Origin of the sequence: Pedobacter jejuensis (assembly GCF_003725795.1) — a bacterium.
In the GTDB taxonomy this organism is placed as follows: Bacteria; Bacteroidota; Bacteroidia; order Sphingobacteriales; family Sphingobacteriaceae; genus Pedobacter; species Pedobacter jejuensis.
In genome coordinates this window covers 544,023-560,435 of the sequence record NZ_RBEE01000023.1, presented here as the reverse complement: position 1 = coordinate 560,435, position 16,413 = coordinate 544,023, and the positions used below count along the sequence as shown (strand labels likewise).

The 16,413-nt window shown below is 36.0% G+C and carries 20 protein-coding genes; 16 read left to right on the top strand and 4 right to left on the bottom strand.

Annotated features, from left to right (window positions below):
- Window positions 1-128: 128 nt before the first annotated feature.
- Window positions 129-2,282 carry a GH92 family glycosyl hydrolase gene (locus D7004_RS13255; protein ID WP_123206314.1) on the top strand — a complete coding sequence of 718 codons (2,154 nt, stop codon included), beginning with the start codon at window positions 129-131 and terminating at the stop codon, window positions 2,280-2,282.
- Between the two features lie 245 nt (window positions 2,283-2,527).
- Here D7004_RS13255 and D7004_RS13250 read toward each other — a convergent pair whose 3' ends face one another.
- Both D7004_RS13250 and D7004_RS13245 read right to left on the bottom strand, forming a co-directional pair.
- The gene (locus D7004_RS13250) at window positions 2,528-3,643 is read right to left on the bottom strand and encodes an FAD-binding domain-containing protein (RefSeq protein ID WP_123206313.1); all 1,116 of its coding nucleotides are present in this window, start codon (window positions 3,641-3,643) and stop codon (window positions 2,528-2,530) included.
- A gap of 5 nt (window positions 3,644-3,648) precedes the next feature.
- Window positions 3,649-3,930 carry a TIGR03643 family protein gene (locus tag D7004_RS13245; protein ID WP_123206312.1) on the bottom strand — a complete coding sequence of 94 codons (282 nt, stop codon included), beginning with the start codon at window positions 3,928-3,930 and terminating at the stop codon, window positions 3,649-3,651.
- 230 nt (window positions 3,931-4,160) lie between these two features.
- On the opposite strand from D7004_RS13245, the gene D7004_RS13240 reads away from it, so the two are divergent.
- The 15 genes from D7004_RS13240 to D7004_RS13180 all read left to right on the top strand — a co-directional run bounded on the left by D7004_RS13240 (window position 4,161) and on the right by D7004_RS13180 (window position 15,128).
- Complete coding sequence (locus D7004_RS13240; RefSeq protein ID WP_123206311.1) at window positions 4,161-4,751, top strand: HD domain-containing protein; 591 nt, start codon at window positions 4,161-4,163, stop codon at window positions 4,749-4,751.
- Between the two features lie 76 nt (window positions 4,752-4,827).
- Window positions 4,828-5,421, top strand: a complete 594-nt coding sequence (locus tag D7004_RS13235) for a response regulator transcription factor (protein ID WP_123206310.1) — start codon at window positions 4,828-4,830, stop codon at window positions 5,419-5,421.
- Window positions 5,422-5,502: 81 nt separating this feature from the next.
- Window positions 5,503-5,814: a hypothetical protein gene (locus tag D7004_RS13230; RefSeq protein WP_123206309.1), complete on the top strand. Its 312-nt coding sequence runs from the start codon at window positions 5,503-5,505 to the stop codon at window positions 5,812-5,814.
- Entirely contained in the window at window positions 5,804-6,994 is a 1,191-nt protein-coding gene (locus D7004_RS13225; protein WP_123206308.1) for a zinc metalloprotease, read from the top strand. The genes D7004_RS13230 and D7004_RS13225 overlap by 11 nt, the downstream gene beginning before the upstream one ends.
- A gap of 69 nt (window positions 6,995-7,063) precedes the next feature.
- A complete protein-coding gene (locus tag D7004_RS20700) occupies window positions 7,064-7,231 on the top strand; it encodes a hypothetical protein (protein ID WP_167459489.1) in 168 nt (55 codons plus the stop codon).
- Between the two features lie 69 nt (window positions 7,232-7,300).
- Window positions 7,301-8,497, top strand: a complete 1,197-nt coding sequence (locus D7004_RS13220) for a carboxypeptidase-like regulatory domain-containing protein (RefSeq protein ID WP_123206307.1) — start codon at window positions 7,301-7,303, stop codon at window positions 8,495-8,497.
- Window positions 8,497-9,381, top strand: coding sequence for a MauE/DoxX family redox-associated membrane protein (locus D7004_RS13215; RefSeq protein WP_123206306.1), 885 nt, complete (start codon window positions 8,497-8,499; stop codon window positions 9,379-9,381). Before D7004_RS13220 ends, D7004_RS13215 begins: the two co-directional genes overlap by 1 nt.
- Window positions 9,378-9,956 carry an isopentenyl-diphosphate Delta-isomerase gene (gene idi, locus D7004_RS13210; RefSeq protein ID WP_123206305.1) on the top strand — a complete coding sequence of 193 codons (579 nt, stop codon included), beginning with the start codon at window positions 9,378-9,380 and terminating at the stop codon, window positions 9,954-9,956. The genes D7004_RS13215 and idi overlap by 4 nt, the downstream gene beginning before the upstream one ends.
- A gap of 559 nt (window positions 9,957-10,515) precedes the next feature.
- A complete protein-coding gene (locus D7004_RS13205) occupies window positions 10,516-11,271 on the top strand; it encodes a hypothetical protein (protein ID WP_123206304.1) in 756 nt (251 codons plus the stop codon).
- A 98-nt stretch (window positions 11,272-11,369) separates the two neighbouring features.
- Window positions 11,370-11,636: a helix-turn-helix domain-containing protein gene (locus D7004_RS13200; protein ID WP_123206303.1), complete on the top strand. Its 267-nt coding sequence runs from the start codon at window positions 11,370-11,372 to the stop codon at window positions 11,634-11,636.
- A 44-nt stretch (window positions 11,637-11,680) separates the two neighbouring features.
- Window positions 11,681-11,950, top strand: a complete 270-nt coding sequence (locus D7004_RS20495) for a hypothetical protein (protein ID WP_148042796.1) — start codon at window positions 11,681-11,683, stop codon at window positions 11,948-11,950.
- A gap of 88 nt (window positions 11,951-12,038) precedes the next feature.
- Window positions 12,039-12,443 (top strand): hypothetical protein, encoded by a 405-nt coding sequence (locus D7004_RS13195; protein ID WP_123206302.1) that lies wholly within the window; start codon window positions 12,039-12,041, stop codon window positions 12,441-12,443.
- Between the two features lie 8 nt (window positions 12,444-12,451).
- On the top strand, window positions 12,452-13,390 hold the full coding sequence (locus D7004_RS13190) for an IS3 family transposase (RefSeq protein ID WP_123206301.1): 939 nt from the start codon (window positions 12,452-12,454) through the stop codon (window positions 13,388-13,390).
- Window positions 13,391-13,592: 202 nt separating this feature from the next.
- Window positions 13,593-14,141: a BfmA/BtgA family mobilization protein gene (locus D7004_RS13185; protein ID WP_123206300.1), complete on the top strand. Its 549-nt coding sequence runs from the start codon at window positions 13,593-13,595 to the stop codon at window positions 14,139-14,141.
- 3 nt (window positions 14,142-14,144) lie between these two features.
- A complete protein-coding gene (locus tag D7004_RS13180) occupies window positions 14,145-15,128 on the top strand; it encodes a DUF5712 family protein (RefSeq protein WP_123206299.1) in 984 nt (327 codons plus the stop codon).
- A gap of 19 nt (window positions 15,129-15,147) precedes the next feature.
- Here the strand turns inward: D7004_RS13180 and D7004_RS13175 are convergent, their stop codons facing one another.
- Window positions 15,148-15,966 (bottom strand): abortive infection family protein, encoded by an 819-nt coding sequence (locus D7004_RS13175; RefSeq protein ID WP_123206298.1) that lies wholly within the window; start codon window positions 15,964-15,966, stop codon window positions 15,148-15,150.
- A 15-nt stretch (window positions 15,967-15,981) separates the two neighbouring features.
- Window positions 15,982-16,386, bottom strand: coding sequence for a helix-turn-helix domain-containing protein (locus D7004_RS13170; RefSeq protein WP_123206297.1), 405 nt, complete (start codon window positions 16,384-16,386; stop codon window positions 15,982-15,984).
- Between the last annotated feature and the right edge of the window lie 27 nt (window positions 16,387-16,413).

The following is a 16,413-nucleotide window of genomic DNA, read 5'->3' as shown; positions in this document are numbered from 1 at the left end:
AATGTAATTCATGTGAAATGTTTGCTTCAATATTACAAAAACGATTTAGCGTAACGTTAATGCTACTTTTTATGCTCAGGGTTTGAAATTTATATATTTGGTTTAACAACCAAAATATATCAATAAGCATGAAAACAGAAGCCAGAAATTTATTAAGTTTTGTGTTAATATTTGTACTAACATCTGCTGTTGCAAAAGCTCAGTCAACGGCTACCTATGCTAAATACGTAAACACGTTTATTGGTACTGCACCGCTTACCGATCCGAAAATTTTAGGTTATGAGTTGCCCAAAGGTTGGCGCTCCTGGGCTGGTTTAACTTTTCCGGGAACTTCATTACCTAATGCAATGGTTCAATTAAGTCCTATGACTGAATATGGCTCTGGTGCTGGTTATGAATATGAAGATTCTGTAATTTATGGCTTTACCCATACCAATAAAGGTCACTGGAATTTATGCAACATCCCAATTTTACCGATGTCAAATCCAGGTGCTACATTCGGTTCCAAATTTTCCCATAAAAACGAAAGTTCTGCCCCAGGATTTTATCAGGTTTACCTGGATGATTACAAAGTTAACGTAAGTTTAACATCAACATTAAGAGCAGGTTATCATCGTTACGTATTTAAAGATAATACAAACAGGCAGATACTTTTCGATATGGGAAAAGCCAATAGTCGGGTATCAACATGGAATATTAAACAGGATGGAAGCAATGCAATAGAAGGTTTTCAAGGTGGTGAAAATGTTTATTTCTATGCGATAATAAATACTAAAATAACTAAGCTTGATAAAACTGAAGAAGGTAAACGAACTGGCTATGCCGTTGTTCATCTTGCTGATGGAAATACTGAACCTGTAGAACTTAAAATAGGTTTATCATTTGTAAGCACCGCAAATGCTAAAGAGAATTTATTAAAAGAAATTGGCAACAAAACATTTAAAGAAATTCGTGCTGAAGCCACAAAGAAATGGGAAACTATCCTATCATCTATTCAAGTAAAGGGCGGTACTGAGAAGCAAAAAGTAATGCTTTATTCGTGCTTATATCGTTCTTTTTTATGGCCGGCTTTGCGAAGTGATGTAAATGGAGAATATACAGATGCAAATCGAAAAGTTGTCAAATCTGATTTTAGGTATTATACAGAACCCTCATTGTGGGATACGTATCGGAACAAAGATGTACTGTTAGGATTAATATCACCAGATGTAACATTAGATGTAATAAAATCGATGAAGGATGTTGGTGATAAAAAAGGTTTTATTCCTACGTTTTTTCATGGCGACCATGGTGCATCTTCCATCGCAGGAGCTTATTTAAGAGGAATAGATAATTTTGATATTAAAGGGACTTATCAAATTCTATTAAAAAATGCCAATACGCCGGGAGGCGCAAGACCGCATATTGAAGAATATATTTCCAAAGGATATATCTCTGACCCGGATGTTAAAAACCCAAATGTAGAAACCAAAGCCAACGCTGGCGTATCCAAAACGCTAGAGTATGCTTACGATGATTATTCTGTTGCTCAAATTGCTAAAAAATTAGGTGATACCGCAAATTATAGAATACTGATGGCCAGATCGAAAAATTATAAAAATATGTTCGACCCATCAACTCGGTTTATGCGTGGGAAATTAGCCGATGGAAGCTGGATTACACCATTTAATCCGCAATATCCTTATTATGAATACATGTATAGGGAAGCGAATGCTTGGCAGGTTTCATTTTTTGCACCGCATGATATGAAAGGTTTGATAGCATTATATGGCGGTCCAAAAGGATTTGAATCTAAACTTGATTCCCTTTTTACGGTACCCTGGAATCCAAATTATATCGCCAGAAACGTTGAAACCATGATTGGGCAATATTGCCACGGTAATCAGCCCGATCATGAAGCACCATTTGCCTATCATTTTATTGGAAAGCCAGAAAAATCGCAAAAGATTGTGGATAATATTTTAAACAATTTATACGGAATTGGTGATGATGGTTTGGCCCTTTCCGGTATGGATGATGCAGGAGAAATGTCTTCCTGGTACGTTTTCAGCGCTTTAGGCTTATACCCATTTTCGGCAACCGATGCTGAATATATTGTTACGGTACCGCTATTTGATGAAGTAAAATGGAGAACAAACAACGGAAAATTTATTACCATATTTAAACCCAATAAAGGTAGAGATATGACGAATATCAAAGTAAACGGAAATGATTTGAAAGGATATTTCGTGTCGCACGATTTATTTAAAAATGGTGGAAAAGTAGAGGTTGTTACAAAATAGGAGGTGTTCAATTTAATCAGATGGGATTTCTACAAACCTCAGTTCGATTATTAATTTTCCTTCACAATAATTAGCTGCTTTTTTTTCAGCAAGACGTGTCTTACAAGCAATTAAAAAGCAAAATATTAAGTTTAAGAATCAAACTCAGATTACAAGTAAGATTCACCTTTTAGAATAAGCTATTCATCACCGATTAAATTCAACAAAACAAGTTGCTTGAGGAAGTTGTGTGTTACAGATTAATGCTATAAATACGCTTTACAACGTTTCCAATATTTAAAAAATGATGAATATTCGCCGGTAACTTCAGGAAACATCCATTCATAATCATCTTTTATTCCTGGATAATGTTTAAAAGCAACATGATTTTTTGAAATGATGGCTTTTTCGATATTCAATTCGCTTCCATCATAAAATGTTACTAATTCAGAAATTTCGCCAACAAAAACTTGAATGCCTGGAATATTTTTGGATAAGTCGATTACAAATTGAATCACTCTTTCACTAACAGGGTATTTTGAAAAATGTGATGGTTCTAAAAGCAAAATTCGGTTTGCATCCTCATCTTTCCGCCATTGTGGATCCAAATTATAACTGTTGTAAATTATTGTGGGTTTACTAGTGTCGATTGTAGGCTTTTCTGTCTCAGGCAGGATGGTTTCAAGTTTTAAATCAATTGTCTCCAATAAAACATCAGGGATTTCCATAGTGGCAACATCCTCGTATGATTTATCCATAAAAGTATTCCGCTGGTCGCTTCCGGTATATTTATTGAGATTCTCTTGATTAAAGTAATATTTTTTATCTGAAAAAGCGGCTGCTACCCACTGCCAGCTTGCATTATTGCTTGCCACATCGCCATCTAACAAATTATAATATAGCCATTTAGAAGGTTGTAGCCAATACGCTTTCCCAATATTACATACAATTGAAGCCACATACATTCTAACATGATTATGCATATAACCCGATTCGTAAAGTTTGTTAATTCCAGCATCAATTGCCGTTATATTTGTTCGGGCTTCAACAACAGCTTTTACCATTTTATTATGGAGCACGTCCGGTTGAGGCTGTCTTAAATCATTCCAAATAGCATCGCCTCTAACCTGCCAGATGCGTTGATAATATTCTCGCCAGGCCAATTCTTGTAAAAACTTTTCAATTTGATAAGGTTCTAATCCTTTGTTTGATGCCTCTTGCTTAACTTGTTTCAAGCTAATTACACCTCTGGAAATGTAGGGAGATAAATGGCTCACTGCACCATCGATAAAGTTTCGTGTTTTAGCATATTCTACAGGATTTATTTCGGCAACTTTTTCTAGTATCAGGTTATAATCTGTAGTAAATTTGGGTTCAGACATACATGCTACCTTTTGGTTATCTTATTATTGCTTATCGATCTTTGTCGGTCGCATTTAAAGCGGGTAGTGGTTCTATCCCTCAAAGCCGCATGCTTCGTTGTTCTATTTGTCATTCTTTTACGCCACATTTTAAAACTGCTTGCTTTCATTTCTTTACGCATCAATTCTATAACTTCTTGATGGTTCAAACCGAATTGTAATTTTATAGCATCAAAAGTGGTACGGTCTTCCCAAGCCATTTCAATTATTCTATCAATTTCAATTTGAGTAAATATATTTTCTTGCATGTTAGATTATTGTATTTTCGTTCTTAAGGTTAATCGTATATACGAAAGTAATAGTTTATAGGTTGTAATAACAGGTGAAAAAATTTTTCATATCAAAAATAAAGAGCGTTGTGTGAATTGTTCTCGGCACTTAGAAATCTTCAATATATCTACTGAATCTTGTAAACTTCAGTTTGTCTACAGATTTAATTGATATAATAGCGCCATATCAATTTGGATTATTACTGCTGATGAGAGAAGTAACTAGGAAAGCAAATTTATTTGTGGATAAGCTTTTAAATGAAAGACTTCCTTTATCCATGTATTTTCACAATTATAGGCATACAGTTCTAGTGTTAAAAGCTGTAACAGAAATTGGTAATCACTCAATTTTAACAGATATTGAAAAGTGTACGCTGCAACTTGCGGCCCTCTTTCACGATGTTGGATATACCGAAACATATATGGGCCATGAGGATGTGAGCATTCAAATTGCAGCCGAGTTTCTGAAAGGCGAGAATATAAGCGATGAAATAATTGATTCCGTTTGTAAATGTATAGATGCAACCAGGTTTCCACAGAAACCAAAAGACAGGCTTGGTATGATAATTTGTGATGCAGACTTTTATCATTTATCCCTCGTTGATTATCCTTTATATGCAGAGAACCTTAAAAAAGAATGGCAGGAAAACCTGGGTATTGTTTACTCAGCAGAAAAATGGGATATGCTTAACGTAAGTTTGCTTTCTTCTCATCAATATTTTGTTCCTTACGCTCGAAAGGCATTGGAAAAAGGTAAACAACTTAACATTAAAAAGCTGTTGAATAACAGTGTTAGGTAAAAGAGTATTTGTCTTTCTTTCTTTTTTTGCACCAAACTTCAAAATGTCTTCAGTATCTTAAACCATATTTGTTATTATGAAGATTCTAATTATTGAAGATGAACCCGGGTTGCAGCGCAGCATAGCACAGTATCTGCACTCTCAGGGAAACTTATGTAGTCAGGCTTCAACTTATGCCGAGGCACTCGACCGCTTAGCGGTATATGATTACGACTGCATTTTGCTCGATCTAACCCTTCCCGATGGAGAAGGACTTCAGATACTGAATTATCTTAAAAGGATGAATAGAACAGAAGGGGTGATTATTATTTCCGCTAGAAATTCCATAGATCAGAAAATAGAGGGCCTGAGTCTCGGTGCTGATGATTATCTAATAAAGCCCTTCCACCTTTCGGAACTGAATGCCAGGATACTGGCCGTTGTTCGCCGAAAAAGTGCTCATGGCGAAAGGCATATCGAATTTAATGAAATCAGGATAGACTTAGATGCTAAAGAGGTGCTCGTAAATGCTAAAGTAGCTTACATGACTAAAAAAGAGTTTGATCTATTGCTTTATTTTGTTTCTAATAAAGGTAAGGTCATCTCCAAATCTGCAGCGGTAGAACATATTTGGGGAGATGATTCGGACATGGCCGACAGTTTTGATTTTATCTATACCCATATTGGATAAACCAAAATGTTTGACCCCAACTCGCCAATTTTAGTGGGTGCATCAATTGTCAAACAATGAGTAAGTTATAGGTTTGGTGTTTTGGTGACTTGGGGTCAATGGGATCCGGTTTATCCACTTAAAGCGCTTCTTAGTTCTGATTTAAATAAATATCGATCTATTGGAGACGCTGGTATAGCTTGGCTCCTAAGTCAACAATTTAAGGATGGAAGTTGGCGAGGTGACCATATCCTTCAAATACCACATACGCACATACATGAACCTGGCGAAATTACTGAATGGAAGCTGGGTTCTTTTGGCACTGGAATTACGGTTGATGATCACAATAGGATTTTTACAACAGTAACGGTCCTTAATTTATTAGCGCTTTTTAGAACTGAATATGCTCATTAGCCAGGTTAATATATCTAAATATGACAACAAACGGTATGTTCTGAATACTGTTGGGGGAAGAAATATTCTTGTAAATGAGAATGTGGTTAAGCTCGTTGATATCTTAACCAGTAATACAGAAATTGGCACGGCTTGTTCTTGTTTTAATGATGCAAATGGCTTTTCATTGACTGTTGACGAATTTTTTTCTGTTTTACAGGAACGACTAGGCGGGTATGGGATTTTAGTAGATGACCATACAAATGTAAGGGCACTACCAGATACCTACTTAAAATTAAAAGTCGAATTGATCAATTCAAGAGTAGCTGGCTTCTTATCTCAGATTTTTCTACCGTTTTTTTCTCCTATCATTTTTTACCTATTGCTGGGATTAATGTCGATTGTAAGCTTGTTTATATTAAATTTCATTTTAAGTACAACTTTTCAAAACCTAACCATCAACTACACATTATTAACAATTACAATCTGCACGGTGATGCTCATACATGAGCTCGGGCATATAGCAGCCTGTCGTAAATTTAAAATTAAGCATGGGGGAATTGGATTTGGCATTTACCTCGTTTTTCCAGTTGCCTATGCGGACATTACCAACGTTTGGCAAGCTAGTAAAAGCCAGCGGATCATGGCTAATCTTGGAGGAGTTTTTAATGAATATCTATATGCATTTACGCTACTGGGGGTTTATTGGATAAGCCAAAATGAAACGTTCCTATTGGCCTATTTCATTATCACCTCTAAGGTACTTTTTGAATTAAATCCATTCGTAAGATTGGATGGATATTGGGTTCTCTCAGATCTTACAGGAACGCCGAATTTGTTGCCTAGAGCTAGAAAAGCCATTACAGAAAGCTTGAATATTAAAGGTTTTTTTAATTTCATAAAAAATCCGACGATAGGTTTGTCGAGCAGAGGATTGTTAATCGGGTATGGATTAGCGAACTATTTAATAGTTATTATTTATTTGCTATTGATCTGGTTTAACTACCAACATCACATTACTAACTTCCCGCTAAACTTAAAAAATTTAGTCTCCAAGCTTATAGGTTTAAATCTGGAATTGAAAGACTTAAAAGGTGCATATCTCATGGTCATCTTATTTTACTATTTAGCAATAAAATATAGCTACAACTTCATAATTAATCCTTTATACAAGAAAATTAGCAATAGATTAAGACATTAGTTGGTGTTAATGAGCTGCACTAATTGAAACCTAAATAACCTCAGCTCTCTAAAACTTTATTTTTTTATTATGAAAAAAAATGCAAATTTGGAAATGGTGTCAAATCACTTTGACGTTGAAGAACTAGAACAAAGGTTAGAGTTTAAACCTTGGATTGACGAAGTGAAAGTGGGTGTTGAAGTCCCTTGTGGCCCGGGAACGATTACGATAGAATGTACTATTCCTACACATGAGTAAAATTTAACAATCAGTCAAATGCAACTACCTAACAGTAGTTGTATTTGATTTTAAAACATCAGATCCCTAATGAGAAAACAAATAATCTTATTCGCAATATTATTTAACATATATTCCCTTTCCCAGGCGCAAATTAAATTAAACGGCAAAGTTGAAGAGCTGGGCAATGCTAAAGCCATTCCTTTCGCAACAGTTTCATTTAACGGCAAACCACAGACAATCACCAATGTAGACGGCGAATTTACGATTGAAGTACAAAGATTCCCTTTGACTGTCCAGGTTTCAAGTGTAGGATATGAACCATCTAGTTTAATCATTAAGGAAAATTCAGAAAATATTGTATTTAAACTGGCCCCTTCCGTGGTATCATTGAATGAGGTTGTGATCAGTAGTAATCCTGCTTTATCAATCATAGAAGCCGCTTTTCAGAAAGGATATAAAAATGCTTCAACAAACTATTATGCAAAGGCATTTATTAGACAGCTTTCTTCCTTCAATGAAAAGTACACAGCGATCAGCGAAACATTCTTTGATGCGAAATACACAAATTATGCTATAATGGGTTGGAATCCCACCCAATCAAGATATTCAAAATCAGATCAAGGCATTACTTTATCTAATTTCAACTTTTTAAGTTTTAGTACTGTTGGATATCTCTCTACATCTGCATTTGCTACGCCGCTTTCTAAAAATTCCACCCAAGTTTATGATGTTAAGCTAGAGGGTTATATAGAGAGTGATGGAGACCAAATCGCTATCATAAACTGTACTATAAAAGATGATAAGCATGGGCCTACAATCATGTACTTTGTAGGAAAATATTATATCAACACAAAAACGTTTGATGTTATCAAAGTCCAAGGCCATGTGAAAAATTTTACGTTGAACAGTAAAGCAACAGTTAAATTTACAATTTCAGATTGCCCCATCGAAGTTATTTATGCCCCGACCGCACTTAATGGCAACTACGTGCTTAAATATGCCAATTTGACAATTAACGGAAAAATGAGATATGCCGGGATCCTAGGGGGCGGGACCCTAAAATATAATTCACAAATTTTCATCGATGAGGAAGACCAGAAATTAAATCAAATTGCTTACAAAGCAACGAGTCTAGAATCTAAAGATGCGGAAGAGCTGAAAGCAGTTAAATATGATCCGGTGTTCTGGATGAATAATCCAATAATAAAAAGAACACCTGTGGAAAATTCCATAATCAAGGACTTTGAGAATAAGAAAATAATTGGAAATTACTTTAATAAATAATGAAAAAAGAACTATTTATCCTTTTGCTTCGCATCATCATCGGCATTTTGTTTTTGATTTCTGGGGTAAGCAAATTAATTAATGTACAAGAATTTATTCAAATCATTTTAACGTACGGCTTTGGGTCGATATCCTATATTGGTGTATTATTTCCACCAGTCGAAATTTTGTTGGGGCTTGCATTCCTACTAAATCAAAATTTGAGATCGACAGCAGTTGTTGCGGGGATAATGACGGCTATTTTTACCTTAATGTTTATCTACGGAAATAATTTTAGAGATGTAAAAGACTGCGGATGTTTTGGAAGCATCATTCCCCTACAAATGCCCGTTTGGTTTTTCTATTGTAAAAATTTGTTGATATTATTTTGCTGTTATTTCATTAACAGAATTGCAAAAAATCATTCTAAATTGTGGCAAAATCGTCTCTTGCTTTTTTGCGGAGTTATCGTTTTCACTGCATCGGGAATATCGCTAACAAATCCTTTTTACAAAGTCGATTTTTCAGAGAAGTTTATTGGTAAAGACTTGTCAAAAATAATCCTTAAAAATTTAAATTTAGATAGGGATAAAACTTATGCCCTGTTTTTTTTCAGTCCTCTATGTTCCCATTGTTGGGATGCAACGGCAAACGTGATGAGCTGGAAGACATCTGGATACGTAGATGAGGTTATAGCTATTAGTCCATTAAGCCAAAAGGAGAGCGTAATGGCTATCTACCAGCCCAGGTTCAAAACAAATTTTTCCTTCCAATATTTAGAACCGAGCTTATTTGAGCATTCGTTTCCCAAATTCCCAAGAGTATTGTTAGTGAAAAGCCATATTGTCATTAGTGTTTTTGGACCAACAGTATCAAGTGGGTATTTACTTAAGGAAAATAAATGATCATTTTAGTAGATGAAAACGATAATCAAACTGGTACTGAAGAAAAGCTAATTGTACACCGAAAAGGACTATTGCATCGAGCCTTTTCTGTTTTTGTATTTAATGAAAATTTTGAAGTTCTTTTACAGCAAAGAGCTGCATCAAAGTATCATTCATCAGACCTATGGTCTAATACCTGTTGTAGTCATTTTCACCCTGATATATCAATGAAGCCATTTGTGAAAAAAAGGATGATTGAAGAAATTGGCTTTAGTTGTAGATTGAAAATGATGTACAAGTTTATTTACAAGGTAGCATTAGAAAATGGAATGATTGAGCATGAACTTGATTATGTTTTTATAGGTTTCAGTTCTAAACATCCAATTCTGAATTCAGAAGAGGCTCAATGTTATAAATGGGTATCTCTTGATGCTATTTACGCTGATATAAATATAAATCTGGAGTATTATTCTCATTGGTTTAAAATAATCATCAATGATTCAAGATTTAAACAAGGATTGAAAGAAAAGATAGGATTATCAGAAAGAAGATGTAAATTTATTCCAGTACTACCCCTCAAAAAAAACGACAAATAATTTAGGACGGGACATGTTAGCTCAATTCGACAATTCCTAGAACATCATGTTCGATGAGAATTTAAAATTATTACGAGGAGAAATATTTTTCGTTAAAAATAATTTGTATTTAGCATCAGTATTTAGATATTTGAATTATTAAAAAGTACTATTATTTTCATTCAAATGATGTACTTTAGCACAAAAACACCCTAAAGCAAGGTAGATTATATGTGCCCAATTCGATTTCCTTTTTTGAAAAATGTATAGATAGAACATCTAACTAATTAGATAACAACATATTAAAAAGGGGACGGCTAATCCTGCCACCTCGATATATGAAAGCTCTTCTGCGAATCGAAGGGCTTTTTCGTTTTCATGCTATTCGAAGCCTGCTTGATATACCAAATTAGAATAGAAAATGGATCAATACTAAAGTTTTAGAGCAAGCTACCATTTATCGAATTGGTTAGGATGTTTTCCACTTAAGTTGAAATATGTTACAGGCTGATAAACTTACATTAGTATGGAAACAATATTAATATTTTAACGTTATTTTCTTAATTCAGATTATTGTTTAATGAGAAAAGCATATTTCAAATCGCGTAAGGCATTCTCTCTTTCACAGCATCCGTACGATATCGGAACAGCATTAGGGCTTTGGAAAAGCTATGATGATAACCACTTTTTGCTCAAAATTTATAATATAGATGAGGTTAACTTAGCCGATTATTATAATTACCACATGTCTTATTCTCTAGAAAATAACATTACTACCGAGGAGAATTTTTATCGATATGTTTGGCAGATTGTAAAAAACAGGATTAAGCATTTCGAGCAGCAAAATCCATTTTCAACAAGTCATTCAATGCACGTAAACAATTTGCATAAACTGCAACAGTTTCAAAAATACCTGCACAGCATCGACAAATGGAATGCTCGACCGCAAAACATAGTAATTGCTGAAAAAGATGAACTCATAATTCAACAAAAGAGAGAAATTAACAAATTAAAAGAAAAACTCAATCAACTTAGCCACTATGAGGTAGCCCAAAAAATCAGAATAGAGGAAGACCATCTCGCCACTGTGGTCGATCTGATAAAACAGATGCGTGAACTTAAACTACCATCTGGCAGATTATTACTTAGATGCGATAACAAAAGTCCTTACTCCAAAATGATCAGCAAATATTTCTCCAATGGAGGAAAGGATATTCCTACCGAAACAACAAGGAATTATTTTGTGGAGAAAAAAGGCGATGTTTCTACCAAAGGAACAGCGGTCAGAACAGTGCAACAGTTGTTTAAAATCATACGAATCGAAAATAAAAAATAACCAATCCATAAACTGTACATGACCATCGCAAACAGATGGTCATTGTTTTGCCTGTTAGCTTCAAGAGATTTGCTCCATATTAATCATTGGAGGGAATTATGAATGTAGAGTTAATTACAAGGGACGATCTTAAACAGTTCAAGTCAGAACTGATCCTAGAACTAAAACAGATCTTTAAACCAGAAACCGCACATACCAAGCAATGGTTACGAAGTGCGGAGGTAAGAAAATTATTGAAGATTTCGGCAGGTACATTACAGAACCTACGGATAAACGGAACGCTTCCGTTCAAAAAGATTGGAAGTATCATGTATTATGCCTATAGTGACATTGTAAGGGTCATGCAAGAAGGAGGTGGTAAATGATCGATATAAACAATCAATTGACCTCTTTTATCAAAATGGCAACTTTGCAGAAGCATCTTCTGCCATCGCATATCAGCCTTTATTCCGCTTTGCTATTAACCTATCAAAAAGGAGGTTTTGCCAATCCGTTTCGAATTACGAGAAGGGAACTGATGAAACTATCGTCCATCCGTTCATTTACAACTTATCATAAACGACTGGAAGAACTCATCGACTTAGGCTGTCTGGTTTACAGCCCCTCATTTGACCCCATATTGGCCAGCCAGATAGAAATCTTGCCAATAAAAACAATCAACCATTCTAATGGCGACTGAGTGGATAGGTGATATGCAGAAAGTCCATTTTTCTTAAAAAAAAATGTGTCTTGTCCTAAAATGCGTTTACATTAAAAATTTTGAAAAAATGGAAACAAAAATCAGGAAAACGGCTAAGCCATCAATCTACTTCAGCGTGAAGCAGAAACACACGATCATCAAGGATTACCTGTCCAGTGGTCTCCCGAAGCAAAAGATCTGGGAAAAGTATACCGGCGACAAGAAGGAAAAAGGGAAGCTGTTAAAGTTTATGAGGCAATTAGGCTACATTGAAGGTGACATAGTTAAAAAACCAGTCTCCTTCTTTATGGATTTACCAACCACCAACAAGCCACAGGTAGCACCTGTGAGAAATGAAACGAGCCACAAGACAAATCAACTTGAACAGGAGCTAAAAGATAGCCGACTGCGGGAACAGGCTTATCTGGTCATGATACAGATAGCCGAACGCGACCTTAAGATCGATATCAGAAAAAAGTCGTTCACCAAGTAATCTATGAAATGAAAGACAGAAATAGGAATATCAGCCTTGCACGCATCTGTCGAGTACTTGGAATGAGCAGACAGGCCTATTATCAGCACTGGTGGCGCAACGAAAGTACCACCATTGAACAGGAACTTGTATTAAAACAAATCATCAACATGAAGAAAGATCATAGACATATGGGAACAAGAAAGTTATACGAGCTAATCCAGCCATTCCTGCTGGAGCATCAAATAAAAATGGGCAGAGATGCTCTGTTTGATCTATTGTCCACGCATGGGCTGCTTGTGAAGAGGTACAAAAGAAGGGTTTCAACAACCAATTCCTTCCACATGTACAGAAAATTTCCTAATCTGATCAAGAGTTTTGTGCCCACTCATCCCAACCAGTTATGGGTCAGTGATATTACATATTGGAAGATAAGTGACAAGTTTTTGTACATCAGCTTCATCACGGATGCCTTTTCAAGAAAGATCCTGGGATATAATGTTGCCGATAACCTTCTGTCTATCGAGACGGTCAAGGCACTGAAGATGGCCTTGCTGGATGCCCAGAATACTGAATTTCTGTGCCACCATTCAGACAGGGGCTTGCAGTACTGCTGCAATGAATATGTCCAGATCCTTGAAGAGAGTGAGGTAAAGATCAGCATGACCGAAACTGGCGATCCAAGGGACAATGCAGTTGCTGAAAGACTCAATGGCATTATCAAGAACGAATACCTGAGCAGCTACACGGTCAAGGACCTTGAGGAGGGGAAGCAGGTTCTCGACTTTGTTATCAAGCTCTACAACGAGGAAAGGCCACATATGAGCATTGGAAATCTAACTCCCGAGATCGTGCACAGAGGCAATACTACACCCACGCAATTATGGAAGAATTATTATCACAAAAACAGTACTATTGTAAATCCAATTCAGGAAGAACAGGGTGCTGTCAATCTAGAGCAGTACTAAATGTCCAAAACCGCAAACGTATTTCAGGACGAGTCACAATGGAGCAAGCGGAAGTTGGGCAGAGCCCTACTTTGCTTGCCCCACGCTATCGCTTGGGGATTTAAAGTATCCTCCAGGGATACTTTGCCTTTCTGAACGTGAGTGAAGCGATAAAATAGAATTCCCTTGGGAATACCCGATTACAATATTTTAAGATGACCATATGCAAGATGAAAATAACAAGTCTGTCAGGTTTAATGCCATGACTGGCGATAAATTTGAAAAGGTGGCTTTAAAGCTTGGTAGGAACAAACGACTGGTATTTATGCAGATGGTGGATTATTTCTATCGGAGTAAAAAAGATCCTCTTGACCTCAATGACGAGCTGCTGAAAAAAGAACTTGCAAACGGGATCAACAGGATATTGTCGTTCATAAAGCGACAGGAAAGTGATTTCCTGCTTCCCATCCTTACAGATACTGGTGGGCAAGTGTTTATAGCAAAAGAACACACCAAGTATTTAAAGGCTATTGGCCACTATCTTATAAATGATGAGGAACATACAAAAGCGATGATCAATCGTATGACATCACTCGACAGGGCAATTGCAAAGACCCAGAATAATCTGGAAGAAAAAGCATTGTTAAAAATACGCTTCAAAAAAATACTTGAATACTATATCAGCCAAAGGGAATCCTTTGGTTGGCCTGTATCAGCCGCCAAAAAAGAGGAACTTCAAACCCACATTAGGCATTCACTTGAAAATCTATAGCTTATGTTCATCAATATCACAGCATCCGAAACTGGAAACAACAAGGGCAGTAGTGGCGCACTTGTCAACTACCTCGAAAAAGAAAACCAAATTCAGATTGAAAAAGGAAGGGGACTCGATCATGAAAACTGGTTCAACGGATCTGATAATCAAATAAGGAGACAGGAGGTTCGCATAAAAATTGATGGCAACATTGCCAAGCTCGGGCGTAACGACAGCAAGTTTTTTCTGATAAATATCAGCCCAAGCCAAAAAGAACTGGCGCACCTTTATGAAAAATTTGGAGAAGCTGGTGCAAAAGAAAAACTGAAGGAATTTGCCATAAAGGTAATGGATGGCTATGCCAAGAACTTTAAGAGGACTGGTATCGACAGCAATATAGACCTGCTCTGGTTTGGGAAGGCTGAAAACTATCGTTACTACAAACATACCGATAATGAAGTGAAGGAAGGAACAAGGCAAAAGGGAGAACGTAAAGAAGGTCGCCAAATGCATATCCAGATCATTGTTAGCCGTAAGGATATTACCAATTCCATAAAGCTCAGTCCACAGAATAATTCCAAAGGAAAAAATATTGCATATTCCGCCAAATTGGGACAGTTCGACCGAACTGCCTTTAAACAAATTGGAGAAAGTCTTTTTGATAAATTTTTCGACTTCGATAGGGGACTAAAAGATACGCTTACCTATGCCAACACATTAAAGAATGGTACTGCAGAGCAAAAGTCACAGATGGAAATGCTGGCAAACGTATCCCGTCATGCTAAAAACAGTATAGCTATTGATTTTGGAAAACTCATCGCAGACGGACAATTTGAAAGTATTGGGCAAATGATTGATTCCACCGTTAAATCGGGTGTAGGTCTGCTTACTGCACTTATGGATCCTATTTATGTAGCAGCTGAATCAAATCCAATAGAAGAGGCCGAAAAACGTAGACGGAAAAAGAAACAAAACCTCGATCAAAATCAAGGTTTAAGTCGATAAGGTAGTAAGCTCATTATTATTAAAAAGTACTTGACCAATCTGGTTTTGCTTCTTCAATAACCGCATTTTTATGCTTAGTTTCTAAGGTTTGTATGTACTTAACAGTAGCAGTTACGTTACTAAAAATAAATACACTTTCATCATAGTTTAAAACAGGATTGTCATGAGCAAAACTTCGATTGTTGCGAATATCATTGAAAGCTTGCATTACTTGGAAAGTTGATTGAATAATCTTTTCAGCCATTTCAGATTCTATTAATCCCTTATTTCTTATAGCTTTAATATACTTGCCGTATATTGCATTAATGGACTCTTCGTTCGAATATTCCACGTTATGGCTTTTGCAAAGTTCTTTAAGAAACTTGAATAAGAAAGTATGTAATCTGTCCAGCGCAGATTCTGGTTCATTATTTTCAATACTTTCTTTTATAAGTTTGGCAAGTTGGTGAAAATCTTTATCATCGTTAGTTGCCCGTATGGCATCTATATGTTCAATAATTTTACCCGAGACCAGTTTTTCTGATATTTTATAAAACTCGTTATAAAGATTTTGATCTACAACCTTATTGCCTTCATTTTCAATAATTAGCTTGTATTGTTGGAGCTTGGTAAACAGTTTGCCAACTGTATAATCGTCTTCTAAAATGATAAATTGTTTTAGTCGATTGTCTTTGGAACCTGATGTTCCGCCTGCATATTTATCAGATAGAATATCTATACCTACAGCATCTCCTACAAAATCTTGAAAAGTACGGTCAGAAAAATTCAACACATACCCTCCGCCCATTTCCAAAAAACTGACTACAATTCTTAGTTCCAAAAATGAGACTTTAGCCATATTCTTTGTAAGAAGCTATTTTTTTAAAAGCTCAATTTTTTCACGCTCACTAGCCAGAAGACGCTCATACAGTTCTTTATTGGCATCTAAAGCTTCCATCAATTTCTCAATTGGATTAAAATTACAGTTAAAAGCATTATAAGCACCATTATTGAAGCTGTTGTCATTAAAAGTATTGAAATAGTTTATAACTGCATCATCTGAAAACTGATGTATAGCTTCTTTTGTAACACCTAATATCTTTGCAATTTTATCCAGGGTAGCATCATCTACATCTTCACTCTGCTCAATCTTTGAAATGGTCTGTTGGCTCACGCCAAGCTCAATTGCTAGGTAATCCTGTTTGATGCCCCTGATTTCTCTGATACGGCTGATCTTTCTCCCGATATGAACCTTGTTGGATTTTGTAGGTGTTTCCATAAGCACAAATATAATAAATTCCTGAAA

What these genes read in the sequence shown, in the direction of transcription:
- D7004_RS13255 (WP_123206314.1), top strand. Translation starts at nt 129, where the DNA reads ATGAAAACAGAAGCCAGAAATTTATTAAGTTTTGTGTTAATATTTGTA.
- D7004_RS13250 (WP_123206313.1), bottom strand. Translation starts at nt 3,643, where the DNA reads ATGTCTGAACCCAAATTTACTACAGATTATAACCTGATACTAGAAAAA.
- D7004_RS13245 (WP_123206312.1), bottom strand. Translation starts at nt 3,930, where the DNA reads ATGCAAGAAAATATATTTACTCAAATTGAAATTGATAGAATAATTGAA.
- D7004_RS13240 (WP_123206311.1), top strand. Translation starts at nt 4,161, where the DNA reads ATGAGAGAAGTAACTAGGAAAGCAAATTTATTTGTGGATAAGCTTTTA.
- D7004_RS13235 (WP_123206310.1), top strand. Translation starts at nt 4,828, where the DNA reads ATGAAGATTCTAATTATTGAAGATGAACCCGGGTTGCAGCGCAGCATA.
- D7004_RS13225 (WP_123206308.1), top strand. Translation starts at nt 5,804, where the DNA reads ATGCTCATTAGCCAGGTTAATATATCTAAATATGACAACAAACGGTAT.
- D7004_RS20700 (WP_167459489.1), top strand. Translation starts at nt 7,064, where the DNA reads ATGAAAAAAAATGCAAATTTGGAAATGGTGTCAAATCACTTTGACGTT.
- D7004_RS13220 (WP_123206307.1), top strand. Translation starts at nt 7,301, where the DNA reads ATGAGAAAACAAATAATCTTATTCGCAATATTATTTAACATATATTCC.
- D7004_RS13215 (WP_123206306.1), top strand. Translation starts at nt 8,497, where the DNA reads ATGAAAAAAGAACTATTTATCCTTTTGCTTCGCATCATCATCGGCATT.
- idi (WP_123206305.1), top strand. Translation starts at nt 9,378, where the DNA reads ATGATCATTTTAGTAGATGAAAACGATAATCAAACTGGTACTGAAGAA.
- D7004_RS13205 (WP_123206304.1), top strand. Translation starts at nt 10,516, where the DNA reads ATGAGAAAAGCATATTTCAAATCGCGTAAGGCATTCTCTCTTTCACAG.
- D7004_RS13200 (WP_123206303.1), top strand. Translation starts at nt 11,370, where the DNA reads ATGAATGTAGAGTTAATTACAAGGGACGATCTTAAACAGTTCAAGTCA.
- D7004_RS13195 (WP_123206302.1), top strand. Translation starts at nt 12,039, where the DNA reads ATGGAAACAAAAATCAGGAAAACGGCTAAGCCATCAATCTACTTCAGC.
- D7004_RS13190 (WP_123206301.1), top strand. Translation starts at nt 12,452, where the DNA reads ATGAAAGACAGAAATAGGAATATCAGCCTTGCACGCATCTGTCGAGTA.
- D7004_RS13185 (WP_123206300.1), top strand. Translation starts at nt 13,593, where the DNA reads ATGCAAGATGAAAATAACAAGTCTGTCAGGTTTAATGCCATGACTGGC.
- D7004_RS13180 (WP_123206299.1), top strand. Translation starts at nt 14,145, where the DNA reads ATGTTCATCAATATCACAGCATCCGAAACTGGAAACAACAAGGGCAGT.
- D7004_RS13175 (WP_123206298.1), bottom strand. Translation starts at nt 15,966, where the DNA reads ATGGCTAAAGTCTCATTTTTGGAACTAAGAATTGTAGTCAGTTTTTTG.
- D7004_RS13170 (WP_123206297.1), bottom strand. Translation starts at nt 16,386, where the DNA reads ATGGAAACACCTACAAAATCCAACAAGGTTCATATCGGGAGAAAGATC.